Annotated in this window: 22 protein-coding genes; 14 read left to right on the forward strand and 8 right to left on the reverse strand. The window is 40.9% G+C overall.

What is annotated here, in order from left to right; genetic code table 11:
* Position 1 precedes the first annotated feature (1 nt).
* The 7 genes from trpC (at position 2) to N8A89_RS02595 (ending at position 10,078) form a co-directional block, all read left to right on the forward strand.
* Positions 2–784, forward strand: coding sequence for an indole-3-glycerol phosphate synthase TrpC (trpC, locus tag N8A89_RS02560; RefSeq protein WP_281540839.1), 783 nt, complete (start codon positions 2–4; stop codon positions 782–784).
* Positions 785–787: 3 nt separating this feature from the next.
* The gene (locus tag N8A89_RS02565) at positions 788–1,471 is read left to right on the forward strand and encodes a phosphoribosylanthranilate isomerase (RefSeq protein WP_281540840.1); all 684 of its coding nucleotides are present in this window, start codon (positions 788–790) and stop codon (positions 1,469–1,471) included.
* The gene (trpB, locus tag N8A89_RS02570) at positions 1,468–2,652 is read left to right on the forward strand and encodes a tryptophan synthase subunit beta (RefSeq protein ID WP_281540841.1); all 1,185 of its coding nucleotides are present in this window, start codon (positions 1,468–1,470) and stop codon (positions 2,650–2,652) included. The genes N8A89_RS02565 and trpB overlap by 4 nt, the downstream gene beginning before the upstream one ends.
* Before the next feature lie 4 nt (positions 2,653–2,656).
* Positions 2,657–3,421, forward strand: a complete 765-nt coding sequence (trpA, locus tag N8A89_RS02575) for a tryptophan synthase subunit alpha (RefSeq protein WP_281540842.1) — start codon at positions 2,657–2,659, stop codon at positions 3,419–3,421.
* Between the two features lie 399 nt (positions 3,422–3,820).
* Positions 3,821–4,789, forward strand: a complete 969-nt coding sequence (locus N8A89_RS02580) for a hypothetical protein (protein ID WP_289644872.1) — start codon at positions 3,821–3,823, stop codon at positions 4,787–4,789.
* A gap of 203 nt (positions 4,790–4,992) precedes the next feature.
* Complete coding sequence (locus tag N8A89_RS02590) at positions 4,993–8,469, forward strand: FG-GAP-like repeat-containing protein (protein WP_430682121.1); 3,477 nt, start codon at positions 4,993–4,995, stop codon at positions 8,467–8,469.
* Positions 8,470–8,581: 112 nt separating this feature from the next.
* Positions 8,582–10,078: a M20/M25/M40 family metallo-hydrolase gene (locus N8A89_RS02595; RefSeq protein ID WP_281540844.1), complete on the forward strand. Its 1,497-nt coding sequence runs from the start codon at positions 8,582–8,584 to the stop codon at positions 10,076–10,078.
* Between the two features lies 1 nt (position 10,079).
* Here N8A89_RS02595 and N8A89_RS02600 read toward each other — a convergent pair whose 3' ends face one another.
* Both N8A89_RS02600 and N8A89_RS02605 read right to left on the reverse strand, forming a co-directional pair.
* Entirely contained in the window at positions 10,080–10,724 is a 645-nt protein-coding gene (locus N8A89_RS02600) for a TonB-dependent receptor plug domain-containing protein (RefSeq protein WP_281540845.1), read from the reverse strand.
* A gap of 208 nt (positions 10,725–10,932) precedes the next feature.
* A complete protein-coding gene (locus N8A89_RS02605) occupies positions 10,933–13,479 on the reverse strand; it encodes a phosphoenolpyruvate carboxylase (protein ID WP_281540846.1) in 2,547 nt (848 codons plus the stop codon).
* Between the two features lie 424 nt (positions 13,480–13,903).
* Between N8A89_RS02605 and N8A89_RS02610 the strand changes: the two genes are divergently transcribed.
* Positions 13,904–14,527: a hypothetical protein gene (locus N8A89_RS02610; protein WP_281540847.1), complete on the forward strand. Its 624-nt coding sequence runs from the start codon at positions 13,904–13,906 to the stop codon at positions 14,525–14,527.
* 26 nt (positions 14,528–14,553) lie between these two features.
* Here the strand turns inward: N8A89_RS02610 and N8A89_RS02615 are convergent, their stop codons facing one another.
* Positions 14,554–15,213 (reverse strand): uracil-DNA glycosylase family protein, encoded by a 660-nt coding sequence (locus N8A89_RS02615; RefSeq protein WP_289644875.1) that lies wholly within the window; start codon positions 15,211–15,213, stop codon positions 14,554–14,556.
* Between the two features lie 96 nt (positions 15,214–15,309).
* Here N8A89_RS02615 and N8A89_RS02620 point away from each other — a divergent pair, with 96 nt between their 5' ends.
* Positions 15,310–15,438, forward strand: a complete 129-nt coding sequence (locus N8A89_RS02620; protein ID WP_281540848.1) for a 30S ribosomal protein THX — start codon at positions 15,310–15,312, stop codon at positions 15,436–15,438.
* Between the two features lie 119 nt (positions 15,439–15,557).
* Here the strand turns inward: N8A89_RS02620 and N8A89_RS02625 are convergent, their stop codons facing one another.
* The 4 genes from N8A89_RS02625 to N8A89_RS02640 all read right to left on the reverse strand — a co-directional run bounded on the left by N8A89_RS02625 (position 15,558) and on the right by N8A89_RS02640 (position 18,547).
* Positions 15,558–15,923: a hypothetical protein gene (locus N8A89_RS02625; RefSeq protein WP_281540849.1), complete on the reverse strand. Its 366-nt coding sequence runs from the start codon at positions 15,921–15,923 to the stop codon at positions 15,558–15,560.
* 57 nt (positions 15,924–15,980) lie between these two features.
* On the reverse strand, positions 15,981–16,742 hold the full coding sequence (gene yaaA, locus N8A89_RS02630) for a peroxide stress protein YaaA (RefSeq protein WP_281540850.1): 762 nt from the start codon (positions 16,740–16,742) through the stop codon (positions 15,981–15,983).
* Positions 16,743–16,927: 185 nt separating this feature from the next.
* Positions 16,928–17,956, reverse strand: a complete 1,029-nt coding sequence (locus N8A89_RS02635) for an RluA family pseudouridine synthase (RefSeq protein ID WP_281540851.1) — start codon at positions 17,954–17,956, stop codon at positions 16,928–16,930.
* A gap of 3 nt (positions 17,957–17,959) precedes the next feature.
* Positions 17,960–18,547 carry a PASTA domain-containing protein gene (locus N8A89_RS02640; RefSeq protein ID WP_281540852.1) on the reverse strand — a complete coding sequence of 196 codons (588 nt, stop codon included), beginning with the start codon at positions 18,545–18,547 and terminating at the stop codon, positions 17,960–17,962.
* Positions 18,548–18,715: 168 nt separating this feature from the next.
* Between N8A89_RS02640 and N8A89_RS02645 the strand changes: the two genes are divergently transcribed.
* From N8A89_RS02645 to N8A89_RS02665, 5 genes are all read left to right on the forward strand, one after another.
* Positions 18,716–19,690 carry a D-alanine--D-alanine ligase gene (locus tag N8A89_RS02645; RefSeq protein WP_281540853.1) on the forward strand — a complete coding sequence of 325 codons (975 nt, stop codon included), beginning with the start codon at positions 18,716–18,718 and terminating at the stop codon, positions 19,688–19,690.
* A 31-nt stretch (positions 19,691–19,721) separates the two neighbouring features.
* Positions 19,722–20,177 (forward strand): pantetheine-phosphate adenylyltransferase, encoded by a 456-nt coding sequence (gene coaD, locus N8A89_RS02650; RefSeq protein ID WP_281540854.1) that lies wholly within the window; start codon positions 19,722–19,724, stop codon positions 20,175–20,177.
* A 139-nt stretch (positions 20,178–20,316) separates the two neighbouring features.
* Positions 20,317–22,140, forward strand: coding sequence for a PAS domain-containing protein (locus N8A89_RS02655; protein ID WP_281540855.1), 1,824 nt, complete (start codon positions 20,317–20,319; stop codon positions 22,138–22,140).
* A gap of 111 nt (positions 22,141–22,251) precedes the next feature.
* A complete protein-coding gene (locus N8A89_RS02660) occupies positions 22,252–24,492 on the forward strand; it encodes a PAS domain S-box protein (RefSeq protein WP_281540856.1) in 2,241 nt (746 codons plus the stop codon).
* A gap of 74 nt (positions 24,493–24,566) precedes the next feature.
* The gene (locus tag N8A89_RS02665) at positions 24,567–26,327 is read left to right on the forward strand and encodes a M14 family metallopeptidase (protein WP_281540857.1); all 1,761 of its coding nucleotides are present in this window, start codon (positions 24,567–24,569) and stop codon (positions 26,325–26,327) included.
* Here the strand turns inward: N8A89_RS02665 and N8A89_RS02670 are convergent.
* The gene (locus N8A89_RS02670) at positions 26,324–26,914 is read right to left on the reverse strand and encodes an NUDIX hydrolase (RefSeq protein ID WP_289644879.1); all 591 of its coding nucleotides are present in this window, start codon (positions 26,912–26,914) and stop codon (positions 26,324–26,326) included. The two genes, N8A89_RS02665 and N8A89_RS02670, sit on opposite strands and share 4 nt — an antisense overlap.
* Between the last annotated feature and the right edge of the window lies 1 nt (position 26,915).

Genomic DNA, 26,915 nt, shown 5'->3' on the forward strand with positions numbered 1-26,915 from the left:
AATGAATATTTTAGATAGAATAGTAGCCGATAAACGTATAGAAGTCGATTTAAAGAAAATGATTAATCCCGTTTCGCAACTGGAATCATCTTTCTTATTTGATAGAGACACCTATTCATTAGCCCAGAAGTTAAGAGTTAGCACCACGGGAATTATTGCGGAGCATAAAAGACGTTCGCCTTCAAAAGGCACTATAAATCAAAATACAAATGTTGGTCAAGTAGCGCAAGGTTACGAAAATGCAGGGGTTTGTGGTATGAGTGTTCTAACTGACATTAAATACTTTGGAGGCTCACTAGAGGACTTACTCTTAGCGCGTGCCTCGGTTGACATACCCCTACTCCGCAAAGAATTTATGATTGACGAGTATCAGGTCCTGGAAGCCAAAGCGAACGGTGCCGATGCTATATTGCTCATTGCGGCGGTGTTGTCTAGAGAGGAAATAAAAACTCTCTCCAAACTGGCGAAAAGTCTAGGAATGGATGTTTTATTGGAAGTCCATAACGAGGATGAATTACACAAATCCGTTATGCCAAGTTTGGATATGTTCGGGGTTAATAACCGGGATTTGACAACCTTTGAAGTGAGCCTGGAAACCAGTAGGACTTTGAGTACTCTTATTCCCGATGATTTTGTGAAAGTTTCCGAAAGTGGTATTAGCTCCATCAATACGATAAAGAATTTAAAATCCTACGGCTATCAAGGTTTCTTGATCGGTGAGAATTTTATGAAAACAAAAAATCCGGGCAAGAGTGCATCCGCGTTTATACAGCAACTAGAGTAACAAATGGACTATTATTATACCAATAAGGTTAACAGAACAGCTTCAGCAGGAAGAGATTCCTTAAAACTGAAGGTCTGTGGTATGAATAAAAATACAACGGAAGTCGCTGCTCTGCGACCGGACTATCTGGGTTTTATTTTCTGGGAACCCTCCAAACGCTATTTTGAGGGTGATATGCCTTCAATTCCACACAATATTGAAAAAGTCGGTGTTTTTGTGGATGCAAGTATAGATGAAATCAAGAAACTAGTTAAGCAATTTGGGCTTTTAATGGTTCAGCTTCATGGCAAGGAAGGCCCGGCTTTTTGTGATGAGCTAAAAAAAGAAGTTCCCCAAATTAAAATTATAAAGGTGTTTTCGATTAAGGATGAATTCGACTTTAAAATTTTAGCGCAGTTTGAGGACGTTTGTGATTTTTATCTTTTCGATACCAAAGGCAAATTACCTGGAGGTAACGGATATACTTTTGACTGGGCTGTCCTAAAAAACTATCCTTCAAACAAACCCTACTTTTTAAGTGGAGGAATAGGAATCGAAGATATAAAGTCAATCAAAGAATTTTTAAATCGGCCAGAATCCAAATACTGCCATGCCATTGATGTGAACAGCAGATTTGAAATTGAACCAGGTTTGAAGAATATTAGAGAACTAAAAGAATTTAAAAAATTACTAACTGAAAAAGAATGACTTATCACGTTGACGAAAAAGGATATTACGGAGAATTTGGCGGAGCTTTCATTCCAGAAATGCTCTATCCAAATGTAGAAGAATTGCGTCAAAAATATCTGGAGATTATGTATGAGGATTCCTTTCAAAAGGAATTTCATCAATTATTAAAGGATTATGTTGGCCGACCTTCCCCCTTATTTTTTGCAAAACGCCTCTCCGAAAAACACAGATGTAAAATCTATCTCAAACGGGAAGATTTAAACCATACCGGAGCGCATAAAGTGAATAACACTATTGGCCAAATCCTGATGGCCAAACGTTTGGGCAAATCCCGAATAATAGCGGAAACCGGTGCAGGCCAACATGGCGTTGCTACCGCCACAGTTTGTGCCTTAATGGGCATGGACTGTATTATTTACATGGGGGAGATAGACATTGCCAGACAAGCGCCGAATGTGGCGCGAATGAAAATGTTGGGAGCAGAAGTTCGTCCTGCAATATCGGGTAGCAAAACCTTAAAAGATGCCACTAATGAAGCCATCAGGGATTGGATAAATAACCCCGTGGACACGCATTATATAATTGGTTCGGCCATTGGACCGCACCCATACCCTGATATGGTCACACGGTTTCAATCGGTTATTTCGGAAGAAATTAAATGGCAATTAAAGGAAAAAGAAGGCCGGGAAAATCCTGACTATGTTGTGGCCTGTATTGGCGGTGGAAGCAACGCAGCTGGCACCTATTATCATTTTTTGGATGAAACAGAAGTCGGTATAATTGCCGTTGAAGCTGCAGGGAAAGGGGTAGCTTCTGGTGAAAGCGCAGCAACCTCGGCCCTAGGTAAAGTTGGTATTATCCATGGTTGTAAAACTATGTTAATGCAAACAGCAGACGGCCAGATAACGGAACCCTATTCCATCTCCGCCGGATTGGACTATCCTGGGGTTGGACCTATGCATTCGCACTTGCACGAATCGGCAAGGGCAGAATTCTATTCTGCTACGGATGACGAGGCCATGACCGCAGGATTGGAACTCTCACAGTTGGAAGGAATAATTCCCGCAATAGAAACAGGACATGCCTTTGCCATTTTTGAACACAAAAAGTTCAAGCCAGAAGATATTGTTGTGATCAGTCTATCAGGACGTGGGGATAAGGATTTACAAACCTATATAGATTATTTTAATCTAGCATAATATCATGAGTAATCGAATTATAGAAAAACTTAAAGAAGATAAGAAACTATTGTCCATTTATTTTACGGCAGGTTATCCCAGCTTAAATGACACCGTTCCAATTATCCAAGATTTGGAGAAGAGCGGTGTGGATATGATTGAAATTGGACTTCCGTTCAGCGACCCACTGGCCGACGGGCCTACTATTCAAGAAAGCTCCACAACAGCACTAAAAAATAGAATGACCTCTGATACGCTATTCGAACAATTGAAGGACATACGGAAAACTGTTTCCATACCTTTAATTATTATGGGCTATTTTAATCCCGTGTTGCAATATGGTGTTGAGAAGTTCTGTAAAAAATGCCAAGATACCGGCATTGATGGATTAATCCTTCCAGACCTCCCATTAAGTGTTTATCAAAGTGAATATGAGCCTATTTTCAAAAAATACGATTTACTGAATATATTTCTTATTACCCCACAGACAAGTGATGACCGCATACTTCAGATTGACCATGCCTCCAAAGGGTTCATCTACATGGTAAGTTCTGCTAGTGTAACGGGCTCTAAGTCAGGGTTTGGGAAGGAACAAGAAGATTATTTCCAAAGAATAGCTTCTCTGAAGCTTACCAATCCCCAAATTGTAGGGTTTGGAATCAAGGATTCAGAAACCTTTCAACAAGCTACTAAAACTGCCAAGGGTGCCATAATCGGTTCCGCTTTTATTAAATATTTGACCAAAAATGGCACGTCTACTATTAGTGATTTTGTAGCTGCAATTCGTTAAAATAAATTTTCAACACGTTTCTGGAATCTAATTAAGTTTGCTATTCTCAAAATTTTACAGATTTTCACTATGCGAAATTCCGATTAAATGAGATAATTTTTATCATAATATTGACATATATCTATTAAAAATGCGGATTACCGAATTTCCTGTTTATTCCTTCTTTTACACTTGCCCATTTCGGATATTGTATTCTATTTTATACTAGATTTGTTCTGCTAAAAATTGAAAAAGAAATTTAATAACATTGTCTCTTAAAATTACTTTATGGAGTAAAATTACCGTTAAAACTTATTTGTTTAGTTAAATCCGCTTTAGTTAATGCTTCTGTTTGACTTTAAACTTAAGTTTTGTCTTCTCCTTAAAATTTAAGAGCTCAATTTTTTATAAAAATACATTATGGGCAATAAGGTGATTTTTTTCATATCCTTACTTTTAATACTCCTTATATCCTTTGACGGAGCTATTTTTGAAAACAATCCTTCAGAATCGAACTACCATGATTTGGCTTTGGCTGATGATGGTCTTTCCTTACCGCGCTCCACTACATTTGAGAATTATGACGGTTCAGAGGTGACCACGCTTTCATATCGGGCCGAGAGGGCCAAGCAAATCAGGGCGGTGTTCGCTCCGGCAATCCCTGTTCTGCCCATCGGCAAGTTCCTTAACGGCAACCTCCCGGTGGGTACACCGGACGACGTTAGCGGCCCCTTCGCCCCCGCCCTGTTATCGCAGACGGGCGCCTTCTCGGACCTGGCCTCCCTTACCGCCAGCGACGGGGTGGTGCCCTACGAGATGATTGAGCCCTTCTGGTCGGACGGCGCCTCCAAGTCCAGGTGGATGGCCGTGCCCAACGACGGCACCCACGATACCGCTGACGAACAGGTCGTCTTCTCCGACACCGAGGCATGGGACTTCCCCAGGGGGTCCGTGCTGATCAAGCACTTCGAGCTCGGCGGAAAGCGCCTGGAGACGCGCTTCGAGGTCAAGGGCGACGACGACGTATACTACTACCTTACCTACAAGTGGAACGCCGCGCAGACCGATGCCGAACTGTTGGTGGGGTCCTTGGACGAGGACGTCGACGTCGACGGTACCGTGCAGAGCTGGCACTACCCCAGTAGGGCCGAGTGCGTGTCCTGCCACTTCCCGCAGAACGGTGGCGTACTGGGACCGAAGACCAGGAACCTGAACAAGACCATCACCTATCCCGGGGGGGTGTCGGCCAACCAGCTGGCCAACCTGAGCGAGATGGGCATCATCGCCGAGAACATCACCGAGGCCAATGCGGGCAACTACATGGCCGTGGCCGCCAAGGACGACCTCTCCAGATCCTCGAGGACAGGGCGAGGAGCTACATCGACGTGAACTGCGCAAGCTGCCACAACCCCACCGTGGACAACATCGCACAGTTCGACGCCCGCTACACTACCCCGCTCGTGGACCAGAACATCATATACGGGGAAGTCGCCTACGACCTGGGACTCCCCGATGGAAAAGTGGTCGTGCCCCAACAGACCGGGAGCTCCCTGATGTACCACAGGATGAACTCCCTGCAGCAGAACGTGGAGATGCCCCCCATTGCCAAGGACGTCGTGGACGCCGCAGGCGTGCAGCTCATCGCCGATTGGATAAACTCCCTGACCCCCATTACCGATAACCCACCGGACGCCGTACTATCGGCATCCGTAACCATCGGTCCGGCGCCCCTGTCGGTGGACTTCGACGCCTCAGCGTCATCGGATCCCGATGGGGACACCCTTACCTACGACTGGGACTTCGGTGACGGGGCCACGGCACAGGGGGAGACCACGAACCATGTATACAGCGTGCCCGGGACCTATACCGTGACCCTTACCGCCGACGACGGGACCATGACGGGGACCGATACCACCGAGATTACAGTAAATACGGGTACGGACGGTTCGGCAGTGGCGTTCACCGACGCCACCTCCCTGCTACAGGGGGACAACTACAGCGGCCTGGTCATGGCCGTCGCGGACATGAACGGGGACGGAAGGGACGATATCGTAAGGTTCAACAACGGCAACAATATTACCGTACATTACCAAAAAACAGCCGGAGAGCTCTTCGACAACCATAACATAGGACAGATCAGCACTATAAAACAATGGAGTACGGCCATTGCCGATTATGACCAAAACGGTTTCAACGATATTATGACAGGAGGATATTACGACAATGTAAAGGTAATTGCCAACAACAATGGAAATAATTCCTATAATATAACGAACCTGCCCAATTCCGATATATTCATCCAAGGTAGTAATTTCGCCGACATCGACAACGACGGTTGGGCGGACGTGTTCGCCTGCCATGACGACGCAGAGTCAAGAACATATATCAACAACCAAAACGGTACGTTCTCATTCAACGATACCATACTCGATACAGAAACAGTGCCAGTGAGCGACAACTCCGGAAACTACGCCAGTATGTGGGTAGACTACGACAACGACCGCGACCTGGACCTCTACATCTCCAAGTGCCGGGGAGGGGTCACAGACCCGACCGACCCCAGAAGGATAAACATGCTCATGCGCAACAACGGCGACGGCACCTTCACCGAGGACGCAGCATCGTCAAACCTGAAGAACGGTGAGCAGACGTGGCTCACCGATTTCGGGGATATCGACAACGACGGCGACATGGACGCAATCATCATCAACCACGGCAGCGGGCCCAACCTGATGCGCAACAACGGGAACGGCACCTTCACCGAGGTCACCGCGTCCAGCGGACTCCTTCCGACACTGGCGCCGGAGAACCTCTATGGCGTACAGGGCTTCTTCAAGGACTTTAACAACGACGGGTTCCTCGACCTTATGGTCTCCGGGGACAACCACTTTCTGTTCTACAACAACGGGAACGGTACCTTCGCACTCGCCGACAATCCCTTCAACTCCAACACTATACAGTCCTTTACCGTAGGGGACCTGGACCATGACGGATTTTTGGACATATATGCAGGCTACGCCACAGGATTGAACAATCCCTCAACCGTAAGGGACAGACTATGGATAAACCAAGGGAACACGAACAACTTCCTCAACGTTCAGCTCACGGGCGTACAGAGCAACATCAACGGCATAGGTGCAAGGGTGGAACTCTACGGGCCGTGGGGACTACAGATAAGAGAAGTAAAATCAGGAGAAGGGTACGGAGTGTTCAATTCCTTCACCCAACACTTCGGATTGGGTGCCCAGACCACCATAGACAAAATCGTCGTAAGGTGGCCATCCGGTATAGTCGACGAGGTAATATCACCAAACCCCAACCAGTTCGTCACCATAACCGAGGGCGCCGACAACTGCCCCGACTCCGACAACGACGGGGTGTGCGATAACGAGGATGTTTGCGAGGGAAGTGACGATTCGATAGATAGCGATAACGATGGCATTCCGGACGGGTGCGACATATGTGCCGCGGGGGACGATTCCGTGGATTCCGATAACGACGGAGTCCCTGACAGCTGTGACATCTGCGAGGGGAGTGACGATACCGTGGACACCGACGGTGACGGAGTGCCGGACGGGTGCGACATATGTGCCGCGGGGGACGATTCCGTGGATTCTGATAACGACGGAGTCCCTAACAGCTGTGACATCTGCGAGGGGAGTGACGATACCGTGGACGCCGACAATGACGGTGTGCCGGACGGGTGCGACATCTGTGCCGCGGGGGACGATTCCGTGGATTCCGATAGCGACGGCGTGCCGGACGGGTGTGACATCTGTGCAGCTGGGGACGATTCCGTGGATTCCGATAGCGACGGCGTGCCGGACAGCTGCGACATCTGTGCCGCGGGGGACGATTCCGTGGATTCCGATAGCGACGGTGTGCCGGACAGCTGCGACATCTGTGCCGCGGGGGACGATTCCGTGGATTCCGATAGCGACGGTGTGCCGGACGGGTGCGACATCTGTGCCGCGGGGGACGATTCCGTGGATTCCGATAGCGACGGCGTGCCGGACGGGTGCGACATCTGCGCCGCTGGGGACGATTCCGTGGATTCCGATAGCGACGGCGTGCCGGACGGGTGCGACATCTGCGCCGCTGGGGACGATTCCGTCGACACCGATAGCGACGGCGTGCCGGACGGGTGCGACATCTGCGCCGCTGGGGACGATTCCGTGGATTCCGATAGCGACGGCGTGCCGGACAGCTGTGACATCTGTGCCACTGGGGACGATTCCGTGGATTCCGATAGCGACGGCGTGCCGGACGGGTGCGACATCTGCGCCGCTGGGGACGATTCCGTGGATTCCGATAGCGACGGCGTGCCGGACAGCTGTGACATCTGTGCAGCTGGGGACGATTCCGTGGATTCCGATAGCGACGGCGTGCCGGACGGGTGCGACATCTGTGCAGCTGGGGACGATTCCGTGGATTCCGATAGCGACGGCGTGCCGGACAGCTGTGACATCTGTGCAGCTGGGGACGATTCCGTGGATTCCGATAGCGACGGCGTGCCGGACAGCTGTGACATCTGTGCAGCTGGGGACGATTCCGCGGATTCCGATAGCGACGGCGTTCCGGACAGCTGTGACATCTGTGCAGCTGGGGACGATTCCGTGGATTCCGATAGCGACGGCGTGTCGGACAGCTGTGACATCTGCGAGGGCGGCGACGATAACGTCGACACCGATAGCGACGGGGTGCCGGACGGGTGCGACATCTGTGAAAATGGAGATGATTCCATTGATGTAGACTTAGATGGTATCCCTGATGATTGCGACGACGAAGTCTTTGACCCAAATGCTCCGAATGAAAACAATCAAGATTCCTTGGTTATTTATCCAAATCCCACAGTTGATATTATAAACATTCAACTAGGAAATTTCATGAATTTGGACGTAAAAGTCAGTTTATATGATGAATCTAATAGATTGGTGAACACTCACACTTTTGGAACTTCTCATAATGAAATGGAACAAATGGCAGTGGATAGGTATCCTTCTGGATATTACTATCTCTTATTTGAGATAGAGGGCGAAATTTTCGCAAAGACTGTTATTATCAAATAATCGAAACTATAAAAATCAAAAAAAGGGGCTATAATGCCCCTTTTTATTTTATAGTAACAAAACTATTAGTATCAATTTCTTAAATTTCAATAAAATTAATCCCAAAACTATAATGAAAAGAATCTACATACTTCTTTTATTGCTAATTTCAATTATAACAAGTGCTCAAGATTCTACCCAAATGAAATCCCAGGTACGTCATAGTATTGATGAACTCATAGATTTTGTAAAAATTCCGAACGATGCCCTGAACGCAGACGATATAGATGCAAACCTCATTTGGTTACGGAATAAATTCAATGAACGTGGATTTAATACCTCCATTTTAGAAACAGAAAATCTACCATTATTCTTTGCCGCATTACCCATGGACGATAGCAAACCGACGATATTGTTCTATATGCATTTGGACGGCCAATCGGTAGACGCTTCCAAATGGGACCAGCCCGACCCCTACGAAACCGTTTTAAAATCTAATGCCGGTGGCGAATGGAAAAATGAGTCTTTTGACGATTTGGACGACGACATAAATTATGAGTGGCGTCTTTTTGGGCGCTCAACATCAGACGATAAGGGTCCTATAATCATGTTCTTAAATGCAATGGACCTTCTAAAAAAGGATAATATTGATATTCCCTTTAATATAAAAGTCATCTTGGACAGTGAGGAAGAAAAAAGTAGCGCGCCATTACCGAATGCTGTAAAAAAATATCTGGAGCTCTTAAAATCCGATTTTTTAGTAATTAACGATGGTCCTGTTCATGTTTCTGGTAAGCCAACGGTTATCTATGGTTGTCGCGGCATTACAACGTTATCGCTAACGACCTATGGCCCAGTTAAACCTCAACATAGCGGACATTATGGGAACTACGCGCCAAATCCCGGATTTCAATTAGCCCATATGTTAGCTACTATGAAAGATAAAGAAGGCCGAGTTTTGATTCCAGGATACTACGACGGCATTATTTTAGACGATGCCACTTCAGCTGTACTACGAAGCGTTCCGGATGATGAAAAAACTATCGCTAAAAATCTTCAATTTAAAACAGCAGAAAAAGTTGGCTCTTACTATCAAGAAGCATTGCAATATCCTTCGTTGAATATAAGGGGAATGGGTTCCGGTTGGATAGGCGAACAGGCAAGAACCATTGTTCCGGCCACGGCCACAGCCGAACTGGATTTGAGGCTAGTTCCGGAATCCGATGGGTCAAGACTAAAATCCTTGATAAAAAAACATATTGAAAATGAAGGTTACTTTATTACGGGTATCGTACCAACCCAAGAACAGCGTATGGAACATGACAAAATAATAACCGTAATGGAAGGACCTGTGACGGATGCATTCCGAACCGATCTCAATAATCCCTACGGAAATTTTTTAGTCAGTACACTTGAAGATAAAATGAAGGAGGAGGTAGTCCAAATAAGGATTATGGGCGGAACAGTTCCTATAGCTCCCTTCATTAATGAATTAAAGATTCCGGCTTTTATAGTCCCCATGGTAAACCCGGACAATAACCAACATAGTCCGAACGAAAATTTGAAAATTAGACAAATAGCATACGGTATTGAAGTATTCTATGCGCTACTTTCCACTAAATTAAATTAGATTATTTCCTGAGGTGAATGATAAAAACTCCGTTTGTGCCTCTGGATCCATACATGGTTGCATCTGAACCTTTTAGCAGTTGTATCGATTTTACTTCTGCAGGAAGAACAAATGAAATATCAGTAACATAGTTATCATCTACAATGAATAGCGGAGTGTTATCCCCAAAAGATGATACGCCTCTGACTACAATTCTGCTTCCGTTTACTTCTACCCCAGTAAACATTTCACGGATCAACTGGTAAATAGTCGGTAATTCCTTAAATTTTGATGGGTCGATAGTACCTTTTCTAGGTGCTTCCGTAATATACCCTAGTTCTTCTAAGTCATTTTCGGTTAAATGGTCAATACTATTCAAAAATTGGAAATTCAACTCCCCTGTCCCATTAAAGTCTTTCGAATACAATCCATGCGCTGGTGCATATACCATAATGGATTCTGTATCCTTATATATCTTTGTCTTGTAAAAACCCTTTCTATTTGTCCTCACAAATGTTTTCACCGAATCTACATAGAGTATGGCGCCTTTAATTGGATTTCCATTTGCGGTCATGACTAAACCTTTTATTTCAATCCTTTCGTTAGAAGCCCCTTGTGAGAATACAATAAAACCTTTCAAAAACAACAATAATAGGAATATCCGCATGATAGTTCGTTTTGAGATTTTTCAACAATAATTATTCCAAATATACAAAATGACTAAACGGTATAGAACCTGAATAGATCTTACAAGAGTATAATTTCCGTTTGGAAATCTTACTACATTAACAGCACGATATTAAGCGTTAAACTTTCAGCATCAAAATCTTATGGCCAGACATGGTTTACCTTTACATGCTATCCTATAAAGAATTTTAAGCAGAATTCCTACTTGCATTAATATTGCCGTAAAGCGAACGGGTTACTATTTTCTCGTATTCTTCGTTGAACTTTGTACCGCCGCTAATCTGTTGTAGGGCATATTGTTGAATAACCAATAACGGCAATACGATATGTTCCCTAATTTTAATCGATTCACGGGATATTGCTTCTTTTTCCATTAATATTTCCATTCCGGAAAGCTTCAATAACATGTCCTTTGAAAGCTGATACTCTTCATGCAATATTTCCCAGAAGGCCCCGTACTCCTTATCTTCTTTCATATAACTGGTCAATTCAAAATAACATTTGGAAAGACTCATCATACTGTTCATCATTAATGCTTGGAAGAACGGTACATTGTCGTATAATTGTTTGGCCTCTTCAAATCTACCCTTATCTTCAAGATTTTTAAGAGCGGTTCCTATACCAAAGTATCCAGGAACGTTCTGTTTTAATTGACTCCACGAGCCCACAAAGGATATGGCTCGTAAATCGGATAATTCTAGTTTTGCCTTATTCCCACGTTTGCCCGGTCTACTACCGATATTGGCCTTAGTGTAGTACTTCAACGTACTCATGTTCTCCAAATAGGGCATAAACTTGTCGTGATGTTTTAAGGCATCGTACTTAGCAAAACTATCTTCTGATAATTCCTCGATCAATTTTCTGGAATCATCCGAGATGGTAATCTCCTTACCTAATATTGTATTGGAAAGACCGGCGGTAAGCAATTGTTCACTATTATAAATAAACTGTTCCTTGGTGCCATAGGTACTTGTGATGGTCTGCCCTTGGATAGTTAACTGAATCTCGTTATTGGCCACCCGATTCGTCTGTGCCGCATAAAAACGATGTGTTTTGCCACCGCCTCGTGCAGGTGGCCCTCCCCTACCGTCAAAGAAAATTGCTGCTATCCCATTTGCCTCACAAACCGCAGAAAGGGTTTCTTTGGTCTTTAAAATAGACCAATTGGCCTTTAAGTAACCACCATCCTTGGTGCCATCGGAAAAACCAAGCATTATCGTATGCTTTTCTCCTCGATTGTTAAGGTGCTTGCGATAAGGTTCCAGACTAAAAAGCTTTTCCATGGTGACCTCCGCATTTTCCATTCCAATCATGGTCTCGAACAGGGGAACAATATCAAAGGTTATTTTATTATTGCCCCATCCGCACCATCTAAATAGTGCCAATACGAAAAGGACCGAATATATATCCTCCGAATTACTGATAATGTATCTGTTGCAACCTTCCTCCCCGTTTTTGTCCTGTATAGTCTGTAGCTGGGAAATGTTCCTTATAGTGTCCTTAACAATTTCCTCTTCAAAATCATCTGGCGAAAGCGTAAAGTTTTCGTTCAAAAAGATAGAAATCAAACCATCTTCTGATAGCTCCTTGTAGTCCTCCTTAATGAACCCCTTTTTGCGTAAGACTTCATTCATAACCTTTGTATGAATACTATGGTCCTGCCTAATATCAATAGTGGCAAAATGGGTCTTAAAGATTTTAACCTTATCTATAAACAAATCCAGGTCCTTAATGTACAGGTTGTTGTATTTTTCAACTAGTGCTTCCCGAATCTTTGTTAGAGGATCGATGATATCCTTATATCCAACGTCCTTGGAAGTATCGAACATCGCTTTATAAAGGTTGTTCCGTAATTTATTCAATGGTTCCTGAACTTCTTTAAATGTAAGTTTATGTTGCAGACGCTTTAAATCATTATAATAACATTTCATTAGGGTGACCCTTAACTCGTTCATAACATCGCGGGTAATTTCCGAAGTCACAAAAGGATTACCGTCCCTGTCACCGCCTGGCCAAAAACCTAGTTTCACGATATTATGGTTCTCAAAATTATGATTGTTTATGCTACTTTTTATGTGTGCGTACAAATCACCTATGGCATCGTAATAAACATGTCTCAGTGTATAAATGATGTTTTTGGCCTCGTCCAGAGGTGTAGGTTTTTTTGCATTGATTAGGGACGTTAAACCCAATTGTTGCAAGGCAACATCGATTTCATCTATCCGGTCTTCAAGTATCAAGGTTCTTAAATTGGATATAATATCCAGTACCGCCGGGGTGTAGAATTGAGTTGGATGCGCAGTAAGTACAATACGTGCACTAAAGGACGCTAATTTGTCCTTTATATCGTCCCAAGAATCATTCTTGGCTACCAACTGAAAATAGTCTTTGAGAGAAAGGGAACTGGTATGGCGGTGAATTTTAGGAAAGGCTGCGTCCTCTACACTATCATAAAGTACAACCTGCCGTTCTACGTATTGGATAATGCGGAACATAAAATCTATACGGTCCTTTTCTTCTTCAATCTCGGCAAATTTATCAAAGAATGTCTCAAGGATTTCCTTGGGGTTGAGTCCGGTTGCCAGACCTTTTTGGGACTGATCCAATAAAAGTGGAATCAACATCCCCACATTTTCTATATTTCTATAAGGTAAATTCAAGAACAAACTGTTGTACACATTGAACTTGTTCTGTACGGATTTTTTAAACTCTTCTAGGCGTTCTGACTGCTGCATAAATCAATTCGGTTAATATATTTTTTAAATTCAGACCCAATCCCTTAATAGGAATTATAATGCATAAATATCGCTATTCTACCAGAATCAGTAGCATGATTACCCTTAAATAACAAAATACATTTGGGACACCACAAAAACAACAGGTTTGACAACAAAAATTTAAAAATCATTAATAAGGTCCTTAGTTTTAATTTATAATAACATAAATAATTTTTTTCATTTTCATATAGTGTTCTCGTAAAAGAGTCCGGTCTTTATTGATCGGGCTCTTTTTAGTTCAACCCAATTCCTCTAAGTATCCTAAAGAGTTACTTACGTTTGTTACACCTTCCGCACATTAAGTTTGTATAGACCTCTAACTTTACTTATAAAATACTTAAGCTTAATTAGTGCTTATTTCTATCTTCACTTGCTAAATACCATGAATTTCTTCAAGAACTTTTTTAAGACCAATACAAGTAGAACACTTTTTAATTTGTCTGACCGCGAAATAAAAGACCTCTTATGTGGTTTTGGGAAATCGGAAATAAAGAATAACGAAATTTTTATTACTGATTATCCTTTTCAACCCTCCGTAGCATATCCGGAAATAAAAATCTTAGCAAAAGACATTCAATATATAAGTACAGATTTTGGAATTTGTAGGATTTATATTCAAAATGACATTGTATTTGTTACCTCAGTTCAAAAAGGAGAAATATTAGCGTTTGCTAAAGAACACAAGATTCAACTCATAAAACATAGTTTTAACTGGGACTGGATTTTAGAGCCATATCTGGATACAGAATTTACTCCTGAAAATGAAAAACTGGTAAGTGAACGTTTACTAGAAGTTGGGATTGATGCTTTAGAAACGGAAGAAATCCGCCTCGAGGTCGGGAGGCAAATGATAAAATATAACTTTGAGACTATGCTTTGGGATTGGTGCAGCTTAGGCCTGTACGACGTTCTGTGTGCCATGCGAGCCAAATACAGTCCGAAGGAATTTGAAAAGTTCTATAAAAGAGCGATAGAAATTGATAAGCGGGTAAAAATTACCAGGTAACATAGTTCATTCGGAGCAGAGATAATTTAAAAAAAAGAACTGTATTGCATCACCCTAAAATCTAGTGTAGTAAAATTTGGATTTTGGCCCTTCAGTTTTTTATAAAGTGGGTTACTACCTACCGCCCTGTTGGCCGCACCGGACGGTGCCGTTAAGGAAACCGTCCTTACCAATTTCCCCGTGCTTGGATGCGTAAACTCGTTTATTCTTGGCACTTCGTCTGATACAGTTTTCAGACTAAGTCCATATTCCTTAAGATGTTTTCTAAAAAAATATTCCGGGCCATTTTTACTATTACCACCTGTAAACAAAAGGGTCTTGATGTTTGGGTACTGTTTCAAATATTGGAGTAGATTGCGTAATTGAATTTGCTGCATTCCTAAATCTGAGGCATCAATCTTTTCCCTTTTGGCACTCGCTACGATATCACAAATACCTATTTGGCGTTTTCTTAAAAATTTTTTGCGCTCTTCAATGGCTCTTTCGGAAGTTTCGAAGGACAGCTTTAAGTCAAAAATAATATTTAATATGGGCCATAGTTGGCCATCCCTGCTTCCATAACAAAAATTTACGTCACCTTCCTTTAAATCACCCGTAGTGAACCTAGGCGGCGGAAGCGTACCTACAATTAGTTTAGTAGCTTCCTTAAAAAGAAAAGGGGGATATGGGTGCGTATGAAGGAACATTTATATTCAAAATAAGGTTCTCGTATTAACTCAATATTACGTTGTTAATTGACCTCGAATTTACTAACTTTAAAATAATCAGTAAGCATTAATGATATGGGAAAAGGAGATAGGAAATCGAAAAGGGGAAAAATTGCAAATAATTCCTATGGGGCCAGAAGACCCAAGAGAATTAAAAAAAGACCTACGGTTGAAGAGAAAATAAAAGTCGGGAAAAAGAAATAAGGAACTGATACGAGTTTTTTATTTCAACTCATCTATAACTGCAAAATTTAGGTAAAGTGTGTAAGCGAGCAATCCTGTTCTACAACGTTTAGTTAACCACCGAAACTATTGTAAATAGACTAATAATCGATTCTAAAAGTAAAGGTTAGCGCATCCTCATCGTCCAAGCCCAGTTCATACGTATAGAACCCAATAGGCAAAGAATCTGTGGGGGTCTCGTCGGGAACAAAATTTAAGGAAGTGGAGTCCGTGGTGACACTTAAGGCTGTAATTCTAAAAGCTTGCTCGTATTCGAAATAATCTGAAAATTCCCCTGCTCCTACATTTTCGTAAACAGTATCTTTTTGAACCACCCTTACCTCATTAAAGAATAAGTTGGTATTGTTCTTAATACGAATATTCACCCTATCCACATCATCGTCCCTGTCCGTACAGGATATTATGATGCCCAAAAGAAAGATAGCTAATAAGAGAATTCTTTTCATATGCATTGATTAAGGCCTAAACCATTACTAATCAAACGGCAAATGGGAAGGAATATTTTATCTGATAAAAACAGGTTCGTTCTCCTTGAGGGTATGCTCCTTACTATATTCGTATTCGTCCAAATTAAAACCTTTGATATCTTCCAAAGTTTTCGCGTTCGCATCCAAAATATAGCGGACCATGGAGCCCCTTGCCTTTTTTGCGTAAAAACTGATGACTTTTAATTTATCATTTTTCCAATCCTTAAAAATTGGGGTTATTACCGGTGCTTTTAGTGTTTTAGTGTCAACTGCTCCAAAATATTCATTACTGGCCAAATTAAGGAACAACTCATCATCCTCTAATTCAGAATTCAAGGAATTGGTTACTTTCTTTTTCCAAAAGTCGTACAGATTTTTATCCCTACCTACTTTTAAGGAAGTTCCCATCTCCAAACGGTATGGCTGTATTAAATCCAACGGTTTCAGAATACCGTAAAGACCGGATAAAATACGGAGCATATCCTGTAGCCTAGATAATTTTGAATCGGAAATAGTATAGGCATCCAATCCCTGGTACACATCACCATTGAACGCGTAAACCGCAGGCCGGGCATTTTCTGGAGTGAAGGGAACAGAAAAATTTTGATTACGTTCCCAGTTCAGTTGGGCCAGATTATCTGAAATAGACATAAGGTCGGATAAGGCTTTTGGCTTTTTCTTTGCCAAAATCTTATTCAGTTTTTCAGCTTCCCTTATAAAGTCGGGCTCCGTAAATTTTGAGGTCGGCAATTCGGATTCGTAATCCAACGATTTGGCAGGGGAAATAACAATTTTCATCTGTTTAAATTTTAATGTTTTTTAAAAGCCAGATGTAATTCGCCATTGAAAATCTTGGTTAATATCAAGAGTTGGTATGGCTCATTTCATAGCGTTCCTTTTATTCGCTCTAAAAATAATCAGGATTTAACATAGAACCTATTCTTCCCCAAAAAGAGTTTTGATAGGCGCATTGATGATAACTATTACCCCAAGCTGTTTTTGGTATAGTTCCTCCATTTATCAATGCAAGCTCGCATATCCTCAGGGAGTTCAGAATCGAAACGCATTTGTTTTCCGCTCACAGGGTGCACAAAACCCAATGTTTTGGCATGTAGCGCCTGCCGAGGGAGCAGTTTAAACGTATTTTCCACAAACTGCCTATACTTTGTAAATGTAGTGCCCTTAAGAATTTTTTCACCGCCATAACGCTCATCGTTAAAAAGCGTATGACCAATATATTTCATATGTACCCTAATTTGATGAGTTCTTCCCGTCTCCAATTTACAGGAAACCAAAGTAACATACCCCAAACGTTCCAAGACCTTGAAATGGGTTACCGCTTCCTTCCCCTCGTCACCATCAGGAAAAACATGCATCTGTAGCCTGTTTTTTGGATTTCTGCCCACATTCCCGATAATGGTACCCTCGTCCTCTTCCATATTTCCCCAAACCAAGGCAATGTATTCCCGTTCTGAAGTCTTGTCAAAAAACTGCTTTGCCAAATACGTCATGGCTGCCTCCGTTTTAGCTATGACCAAGAGTCCAGAGGTGTCTTTGTCTATACGATGTACCAATCCCGGCCGTTCGTTGCTATTGGCGGGCAAGTTATCAATATGATAGATTAATGCATTTATGAGCGTTCCCGAATAATTTCCGTGTCCCGGGTGTACGACCATACCCGCAGGTTTGTTCACGACCAAAAGCACATCGTCTTCGTATACAATATCTAAGGGAATATCTTCGGGCACCAGTAAGAACTCATGGGGCGGGTGCTCAAAAAGAACTTTCACCTCATCCCCTGCCTTTACCTTATAATTGGATTTGACAATGGAATCGTTTACCCAAACATGGCCGTCTTTTGCTGCCTGTTGAATTTTGTTACGCGTCGCATTCTCAATAAAATTCATTAAGAATTTGTCCACTCTCAAAGGCTCCTGACCTTTAGAGGCTACGATCCGATGGTGCTCAAAAAGCTCGCTATCCTCTTGTTCAGGATTTTCTATGGATTCCATAAACTATTCTGAATCTGCTCTAATAATAGCACTATCGGGAATACTGCCGTTTCCACATATCAGCTCTATTTTAGAAGTTTTAGGAAGCTTGTCCCCTGGCTTCACGTCCTTTCCTTTGTGCTTAATGTAATAGACCATATCCTTGCCAAGCTGGTCAATATAGGTAACGCGTTGCACATCTAGTCCTACCGCCCTCAACATAGAAGACGCATTTCTTTTAGTAACCTGTATGATGTTTGGGACAGTTACCTTCTTGTATCCTGAAGGATTTACGGCAAAATAAATTTTTCTATTTGCTTTTACCTTTGTACCTGCCGGGGGGTCTTGTGTAATAATTGAAAATCTAGGGTATTCCGGATTGTAGTTGGCGGAGTCCAAAACCTCGTAGCGCAACCCCGCTTCCTCTACAGATTTGCGCATTTCCATCACAGATAATTTAGAAAAATCCGGGACCTCAACAAATTCGCCATGATTGGTGGTACTCTTTAGCCATTGCAAAACGCCAAAGACCAGCAATATGGTAACTATTAGAGCAAGACCTATTTGGATTAAAAATGTCTTACTTCTCAAAAAATTTAAAAAATTCTTCATTTAAGGTCATTAACACCGCAAATATAATAAATGCCATTGTACCTTCTTAGTCACTTATTTAAATGTTATGTATAGATATTTATGTTGATTGGTATCAAACGTTTTTATTTGTCTTTTTTGTTTAAGCGGAATAACACATCTTTGTGTAAGCAATAACACCGGCCCAAAATGAGAAAAAAAGTAGCGATTATTATGGGAGGCTTTTCCAGTGAGTATAAAATATCACTCAAAAGTGGAAACGTAGTTTACGATTATTTGGACAAGGAAAAGTATGATGCCTATAGAATTCACATTTTTAAGGATAGATGGATTTACGTTGATTCTAATGAAAAAGAGTTTCCAGTTAACCGACACGATTTCTCGTTGAAACTTAATAATCAAATGGTCAAATTCGATTGTGTGTTCAATGCCATTCACGGAACTCCAGGAGAAGACGGTCTAATGCAAGCCTACTTTAAGTTGTTGGGAATTCCACAAACCTCATGTGGTTTTTATCAAGCTGCGTTGACCTTTAACAAAAGAGACTTATTAAGTGTACTCAAGGCCTATGGCATCAAATCCGCCCCTTCTTATTATTTGAACAAGGGCGATAAAATTGATGAAAAACAAATAATAGATAAGGTTAAATTGCCCTGTTTCGTTAAAGCAAATAAATCCGGTAGCAGTTATGGTATTACCAAGGTCTATAAAGCCGAGGAGCTAAAAAACGCCATATCCCTAGCTTATATGGAGGACGATGAAATTATCATCGAAGGATTTTTGGAAGGGACCGAAGTATCAGTAGGAGTGATTAAATATAAAGGGGAAACAACCGTACTACCCATAACGGAGATAGTGACTGAAAATGACTTTTTTGATTACGAGGCAAAGTATGAGGGAAAGTCCCAGGAAATAACACCCGCCAGAATCAGCAATGAGCAGGAACAGAACGTGACCCGTATCGCCAGGACCATCTATGACGTTTTAAAGATGAACGGTTTTTCTAGAAGCGAATTTATATTCATTGGAGAGGATCCTTTTCTTTTGGAAGTGAATACTACCCCGGGACTCACTAAGGAAAGTATCCTTCCCCAACAAGCAAAAGAAGCAGGAATAGATTTATCCCAATTGTTCGAAAGCGCAATTGAAGAAGCTTTATCCTAATTTAACTATCTTTAATTCCATTCATCTGAATATGAGACGTGCAATTTTTCCAGGTTCTTTTGACCCTCTAACGTTAGGTCACCATGATATTATACTTAGGGGTATAACCTTGTTCGATGAATTGATTATCGCCATAGGAGAGAACTCGGAGAAGAAATACATGTTCAGTTTAGAGGAACGTACAAAATTCATTAAGGAAGCTTATAAGAACGAGACAAAAATAAAAGTGCTTACCTATAAGGGCCTAACAGTTGATTTTTGTAGACAAATAGAGGCAAATTTTATTCTTAGGGGATTACGCAATCCGGCTGATTTTGAATTTGAAAAAGCAATCGCTCATACCAACCGTAAGCTTTCCGAAATTGAAACTGTTTTTTTACTTACCTCTTCAGGAAAATCCTATATAAGTTCTTCAATAGTACGGGATGTTATTAGAAATGGAGGTGATTACACTGGTTTAGTCCCAGATTCCGTCAGAATACCATAGAAAATTAGTCTTAGACCACACCTTTAGACTTATCAACAACAGTTTTTTAATAATTTACAACAATTCTGATAGTATAACTTGAATATTCTTTTAGATTAGTAGGAAATTTCTTCCTGTTATGATCAAAACCAGTTCCGAATTGTCATTCTCATCTGATTGGATTCAACAAATACCTACGGCAATCGCTTTAATAGATACCGACTACAATTTCGTTAGCGCCTCCCCCAATTGGCTAAAAAAATTCAAGTTTGGGGAACAGGATTTATCTGGAACCAATTTATTCGAGCTTTTCCCTAGATTTTCTAAGGACTGGGATAGTAGATTGCAATATTGTCTTGATGGACTAAAGGACATAAAGATTATAGACCACTACGCGGAAACTAGAGACCCCGATAGTAACCTACTCTGGAATTTAAATCCTTGGAAAGATGGTTATGGAAATATTATTGGCGTTATTCTAAAAGCTGATACCATTTCGAAAACAAAGGAATTGGAACTGGAGCTTAAACGCACCAAAATCCTATTAAGCGAAAAAAGTAAAATTGCTAAAATTGGAAGCTGGGAATATACAATTGCAGACAAAAAATTAGTTTGGACTCCGGCCGTGAACAGCATTTATGCTGTACAGAAGGATTTAAAACCATCCTTGGATGAAGCCCTAAAACATTACAAAGAAGGAAAATCCAGAAACACGATAAAAAATGCCGTTGAACAGGCAATTACCACGGGCAAACCTTGGAATGAAAATTTACAATTGGTGCGTGGCGACGGAAAGACGATTTGGGTAAACTCCATTGGACGTCCCAAATATAAGGATGGTGTTTGTTTAAGGGTTATTGGAACAGTACAGGACATTACGCATACCTTTAATCACACGTTAAACGTAAAAAGGGTTAGCGCTACGGAAAACCCATTTTTCGAAAAAGTCCCTTTTGGACTCATCCTTACCGATTTTAGAACCGGAAAACTTTTAAATGTAAATTCGAGTTTTTTGCGTCTTACGGGGTATGACAAAACTTTTTTCAGCGGTAAAAGTTTTAAAAGCTTCGTAACACAGACGATAAAAAAGAGAAGTAGCTCTTTTGCTGCACAATTACAGGAAAATGAATCCTACGAACCTTTTGAAATGACCTTCAGTCATAAGAATGGTAAAAAGCTTAACCTCAAATTCTCAGGTCAACTCTTAGTAAATGATAATCATCATACCCAAGTATTGACCACAGTCGAAAACCTGACCGGGGACCTACAGAAAGAAAAAAATCTTAAAAAAGTACTTAACGAGTCTAAAGTCCAGAATGAGCAATTATTGAATTTTGCCCACATGGTATCTCATAACCTCAAAGCCCATGCCACGAACTTTTCGCTCCTATTGAACTTTTTGGACAAAGAAAAAGGAGATAATGAACGCAAAAAACTAATGGGAATGTTGTTCAGTGCATCGGACAACCTTTCAGGAACAATAAAGGGCTTAAGGGAAATTGTAGCCATAAAAACGAACGTAAATGAGGAAAAAAGACTTCTTTCATTGAACGATTGTATATTTTCCGTAGAGCAAAATTTGATTGGACTACTTAAAGAAAATAATGGTAAAATAGTGAATGAAATTTCCGATGATGTTAAAGTAAAAGCATTACCGGCCTATCTGGAGAGCATTTTGACCAATTGCCTTACAAATGCCTTAAAATATAGACATCTTGATAAAGACCCGATCATAATCCTGAGTGTAGAAAAGCAGAAAGACTACACTGTATTGCATATAGAGGATAATGGATTAGGACTGGATATGAAAAAAATTGGACACAAACTTTTTGGGATTTACAATACATTCCATAAAAACAAGGATTCTAGGGGAATAGGCCTGTATATATCTAAGAACCAGATAGAAGCTATGAACGGAAAAATTTCGGCAACGAGCGTTTTGGGTCAAGGTTCAACCTTTAGCATCTTTTTTAACACCAACTAAAATCGCCCCATAACTGTTTCTGGTGGTGCTAACCACAACTATTGGTTAGTTCACAACAAACTTTTACACTAGTTGAATATTCAACATAAATTAGTAGGAAATTCCCTTATTATGCTGAAGGATTCCCAAACTTTTTCAACATCATATCTGATAAAACAACTACCTACCGCCGTTGTCGTTATCGATAAGCAATTTAAAATTATTCACGTTTCTGATAAGTGGACAGATATATTCAAGAAAGAAGGTATAGATGTATATGGAAAAAATTTATTTAAAATTTACTCCTCGCTCAGTTTAAAATGGAAACCTGTACTTCAAGAGTGCTTTAAAGGAAAACCAAAACCAATGGGTCTTCAACGCTCATTGGATGAGAAGAATAATGAAAAATGGTATGAATGGTCCAGTTCACCTTGGTACGACACCAGCGAAAACTTAGTAGGCGCCATTATTCATATCAATGATATGACAGACGCCGTAAATAATCAGCTCTGTGTAGACAAAACAGAAACCCTCCTGAGGCAACAATCTGAAATTGCAAAAATTGGGAATTGGGAATTTGATATTCTGAAGAATTCACTTACATGGTGTAGCATGACCAAGGCCATACATGAGGTTCCTCCAAATTATGAGCCTAACATTGAAACCGCAATCGATTTTTATAAAGAGGGCCACAGCAAAAACTCTATATCAATGGCTATTTTTGAAGCGACGGACAAAGGTACACCCTGGAATTTAAAGCTCCAGATAATAACCGCCACGGGTAAAGAAAAGTGGGTGATGGCAGCGGGAAAGCCTATTCACAAAAATAAGGAACTTATAGGATTAATAGGAACCTTTCAGGATATCCATGAACAAGTAGAGGCTGATATTCAAACCAAGGAAAGTGAAAAATTGCTGAAAACCTTGATTGATAATCTTCCCTTAAATGTTTTTATTAAGGATACAGAGTCCAGAAAAGTATTAGTGAACAAGTCCGAATGTGATTATCTCGGTGTTGAAGACGCAAATGATATTTTAGGCAAAAACGATTTTGATCTCTATGCCGAAGAAATAGCACAAATCTCTAGAAATGAGGATTTGAAAGTTATGGAAACCTTAGAGCCTATCTTAGCGAAAGAAACGCTGAGCGTAAGAAAAGATGGGACAGAGACCCATTTTCTTACCTCTAAAATCCCGCTTATAGATGATGAAGGCCAGGCCAACGGGTTGGTAGGCATAAGCTTGGATATTACCAATTTAAAAGAAAAGGAGAAGGAGCTTAGGAATATTATTAATGTTGCCTCCTTACAGAACAAAAAACTTCTAAATTTTGCTCACATTGTTTCGCACAACTTGCGGTCTCATAGTGCAAATTTCTCTATGCTATTGAACTTTTTAGTGCATGAAACAGATGAGGAAGAAAAAAACAATATACTGAACATGCTTACCGATGCTTCCAACAATTTATTGGAAACCTTGGATAACCTCAACGAAGTAGTCGCAATTAATACGAATTTGAACGTTGAGAAAAAATTCGTTTGTCTAGGTAAAACAATCGTCGGTGTACAAAAGAGCCTTTTAGGATTTTTATTGAACAATAATGCAAAAATCATTAATAAGGTAAAAGATGATGTTTTTATCAATGTAGAACCCGCGTACCTAGAAAGTATTTTGATGAATTTTATCAGTAACAGCGTCAAATACAAACATCCCGACAGACGTCCAGAAATAATACTAAGTGCGGAAAGAAAGGGTGACTATACCGTTTTGAGTATACAGGACAACGGAATGGGAATTGATTTAAAAAAATATGGAAATAAACTTTTTGGCATGTACAAGACTTTTCATGACAACAAGGACGCCAGAGGTATAGGGCTTTACATTTCTAAGAACCAGATCGAGGCTATGAACGGTAAGATTACCGTTGACAGCTTAGTGGGAGAAGGAACAAAATTTGATATCTACTTTAATGAAAAAATTGAATCAATAGGAATTATCGATGATGACCCAATAACGGTTTTCGGTATTCGCAAAATGCTAAGCACCACTGTAGATTGTGCTAAGGTGGAGTCTTTTGCCAATGGAAAAATTGCCTTAGAGTTCATCCTATCGAAAATTAAAGATGATCAATCGCTACCGGAAGTCATTTTCTTGGACATCAATATGCCCATAATGGATGGATGGCAGTTTTTAGAAGAGTTTATCGCACTGCCCATTACAGAAAAAATAAGAATTAATATTGTTACCTCGTCCATAGACCCCGCAGATACACAAAACTGGGAGATTTACAGGGACAAAACACATCACCTCATCACGTTCAACAACAAACCTATCCAAAAAGAAAGGATAGCCGAAATAACAAAAGTTGCCTAGTTACGGACTATAGCTTTTGATTACTTTTGCACTTTAGAACTTAGGTTTTTTCCTAAAAATTAAGTGTTATTGTAATGAGACTAGCATTTATACTCGCTTTTCTTTTGTTGCTTTCGTGTGAAGAAAAAATTGAGGATGCTCAAATTAATTTTCCTACACCATTTGAAACTTCAGAAGGTACCAATACCGCTACTTACGAAGAGGTAATTGATTTCTATATATCGCTTGCAAAGGAGTTCCCAGAAGTAAATATCCAGACTATAGGAGAAACGGATAGCGGCAAACCTTTACACATAGTTACTTACAGTAAAGAAGGGGATTTTAATTTCCAAAAGATTGGCGAGGACAAGACTATAATACTTGTAAACAATGGAATTCATCCAGGAGAGAGTGATGGAATTGATGCTACCATGTTGCTATTTAGGGATTTGGCAAGTGAAAAAATACCATCTCCGCAAAATACGGTCATCGTAACCATACCCGTTTATAATGTAGGCGGAGCATTAAACAGAAACTCTACGACTCGCGCCAATCAAAACGGCCCTGATGCCTACGGTTTTAGGGGAAATGCTAAAAATTATGACCTCAATAGGGATTTTATAAAAAACGACACAAAGAATGCTCAAACCTTTACAAAAATCTATCATTTAATAAAACCTGATATTTTTATAGATAACCATGTGAGCAACGGTGCCGACTACCAGTATGCGCTAACCCATTTATTTACGCAACATGATAAATTAGGTGGTCAGCTAGGAGCATATCTTCATAAAGAACTGATGCCAGCACTTCAAGATTCCCTGGCTGCAGACCAATGGGACATAACCCCTTACGTAAATGTATTTAACAGTCCGCCTGAAAAAGGTTTTGAGCAGTTTATGGATTATCCCAGATACTCAACCGGTTACACCACCTTGTGGAACACCCTGGGAATGATGGTCGAAACACATATGCTAAAACCGTATAAGAAGAGAGTAGATGGAACGTACAGTCTAATGCAGAAGATGATTTCAATTGCCGAGAATGATGGGGAGAAAATAAAATCGCTACGAAAAAACGCTCTTGACTGCCACTTGACCTGGGAATATTATCCTACTGATTGGAAAGTTGATACAACCAAAAGTTCAGTTCTTAATTTCAAAGGCTACCAAGTAGATACTATTACAAGTGACATAACCGGTTTTCCCAGATTAAAATACAACAGGGAAATAGCTTTTGAAAAGGAAGTTGAATACTTGAATTATTTTATTCCCACGGATTCGATTAAGATTCCACAGGCCTATATCATTCAAAAACAATGGAAAGCCATAATAGATTTGCTAAAAGCCAATCAAATCAAATACGAAACGATTCAATCCGATACTATTATGACCGTCGAGGTCTACAGGATTAAAGATTATGAAACGGTTCAAAATCCGTATGAAGGTCATTATTTGCATTACAATACTGAAGTAAGCGCCTCAATGGAAGAAATCCTCTTTACGGAAGGTGATATCGTCATTAATACTGACCAACCAGGGATTAGGTATATTCTTGAGACACTTGAACCTGCGATGGTAGATTCATTCTTCAATTGGAATTTTTTCGATACTATATTGCAGCAAAAGGAAGGTTTCTCTCCTTATGTCTTTGAAGATAGTGCACTTAGGATTTTAGAGAATGATACCATTCTGGCTCAGGAGTTTCAATCAAAAAAAGAGGTCGACGAAAAATTTTCTCAAAATTGGTATGCCCAGTTACAATGGATTTTTGAAAAGTCGCCCTATTACGAAAAGGCACATTTGCAATATCCCGTTTATAGAATTCCAAAAGGGAATGAAGCAACTGCGGACTAATCTCCTTCAAATAAAATTTTAATGTTCACATAAGAATTCTGAAGCGCCTTTTGAATCTTTTTAGGCCCTTTCCATTTAACCTTTACAATCCCTTCTTTTTTTTCTGGCTTCAATTTGCCATCATATTCTGTTTTCATGGCATACCAGTGGACCTGCTTTAACGTTGGGGTTCCCCCATTATTAAAAACATGGTAAGTGGTTCTCAAGAAGTTTTCTATGCGTAACCCGGTCACGCCAGTTTCTTCCATTACTTCACGTATGGCACAATCTTCAATGGACTCGCCCTTATCCAGTTTTCCTTTGGGTAGGTCCCATTTATCATTCCTGTATATAAACAATACCTTACCCTGGTCATTCGTTACAACGCCACCAGCCGCTACGATCAACGGTATTTCTTTGGTAAATTTCTTTAGAATTTCCTCGTGGTTGGGATGGTAAATGTAGGCCTCGGTCAATTTCTTTTTCTTTAATGCCTTAATGGCATTGTTTATAGAGGACTGATTGAGTAAGAAATACTCGCCGTTAGCTGTTTCCGATAGTTTATTTGTTAAAATCAAGGGCAACTCATTAACAAAAACTTTATACATT

It is taken from the genome of Maribacter aestuarii (assembly GCF_027474845.2).
GTDB lineage: Bacteria > Bacteroidota > Bacteroidia > Flavobacteriales > Flavobacteriaceae > Maribacter > Maribacter aestuarii.

What these genes read in the sequence shown, in the direction of transcription:
- trpC (WP_281540839.1), top strand. Translation starts at nt 2, where the DNA reads ATGAATATTTTAGATAGAATAGTAGCCGATAAACGTATAGAAGTCGAT.
- N8A89_RS02565 (WP_281540840.1), top strand. Translation starts at nt 788, where the DNA reads ATGGACTATTATTATACCAATAAGGTTAACAGAACAGCTTCAGCAGGA.
- trpB (WP_281540841.1), top strand. Translation starts at nt 1,468, where the DNA reads ATGACTTATCACGTTGACGAAAAAGGATATTACGGAGAATTTGGCGGA.
- trpA (WP_281540842.1), top strand. Translation starts at nt 2,657, where the DNA reads ATGAGTAATCGAATTATAGAAAAACTTAAAGAAGATAAGAAACTATTG.
- N8A89_RS02580 (WP_289644872.1), top strand. Translation starts at nt 3,821, where the DNA reads ATGGGCAATAAGGTGATTTTTTTCATATCCTTACTTTTAATACTCCTT.
- N8A89_RS02590 (WP_430682121.1), top strand. Translation starts at nt 4,993, where the DNA reads ATGCCCCCCATTGCCAAGGACGTCGTGGACGCCGCAGGCGTGCAGCTC.
- N8A89_RS02595 (WP_281540844.1), top strand. Translation starts at nt 8,582, where the DNA reads ATGAAAAGAATCTACATACTTCTTTTATTGCTAATTTCAATTATAACA.
- N8A89_RS02600 (WP_281540845.1), bottom strand. Translation starts at nt 10,724, where the DNA reads ATGCGGATATTCCTATTATTGTTGTTTTTGAAAGGTTTTATTGTATTC.
- N8A89_RS02605 (WP_281540846.1), bottom strand. Translation starts at nt 13,479, where the DNA reads ATGCAGCAGTCAGAACGCCTAGAAGAGTTTAAAAAATCCGTACAGAAC.
- N8A89_RS02610 (WP_281540847.1), top strand. Translation starts at nt 13,904, where the DNA reads ATGAATTTCTTCAAGAACTTTTTTAAGACCAATACAAGTAGAACACTT.
- N8A89_RS02615 (WP_289644875.1), bottom strand. Translation starts at nt 15,213, where the DNA reads ATGTTCCTTCATACGCACCCATATCCCCCTTTTCTTTTTAAGGAAGCT.
- N8A89_RS02620 (WP_281540848.1), top strand. Translation starts at nt 15,310, where the DNA reads ATGGGAAAAGGAGATAGGAAATCGAAAAGGGGAAAAATTGCAAATAAT.
- N8A89_RS02625 (WP_281540849.1), bottom strand. Translation starts at nt 15,923, where the DNA reads ATGAAAAGAATTCTCTTATTAGCTATCTTTCTTTTGGGCATCATAATA.
- yaaA (WP_281540850.1), bottom strand. Translation starts at nt 16,742, where the DNA reads ATGAAAATTGTTATTTCCCCTGCCAAATCGTTGGATTACGAATCCGAA.
- N8A89_RS02635 (WP_281540851.1), bottom strand. Translation starts at nt 17,956, where the DNA reads ATGGAATCCATAGAAAATCCTGAACAAGAGGATAGCGAGCTTTTTGAG.
- N8A89_RS02640 (WP_281540852.1), bottom strand. Translation starts at nt 18,547, where the DNA reads ATGAAGAATTTTTTAAATTTTTTGAGAAGTAAGACATTTTTAATCCAA.
- N8A89_RS02645 (WP_281540853.1), top strand. Translation starts at nt 18,716, where the DNA reads ATGAGAAAAAAAGTAGCGATTATTATGGGAGGCTTTTCCAGTGAGTAT.
- coaD (WP_281540854.1), top strand. Translation starts at nt 19,722, where the DNA reads ATGAGACGTGCAATTTTTCCAGGTTCTTTTGACCCTCTAACGTTAGGT.
- N8A89_RS02660 (WP_281540856.1), top strand. Translation starts at nt 22,252, where the DNA reads ATGCTGAAGGATTCCCAAACTTTTTCAACATCATATCTGATAAAACAA.
- N8A89_RS02665 (WP_281540857.1), top strand. Translation starts at nt 24,567, where the DNA reads ATGAGACTAGCATTTATACTCGCTTTTCTTTTGTTGCTTTCGTGTGAA.
- N8A89_RS02670 (WP_289644879.1), bottom strand. Translation starts at nt 26,914, where the DNA reads ATGTATAAAGTTTTTGTTAATGAGTTGCCCTTGATTTTAACAAATAAA.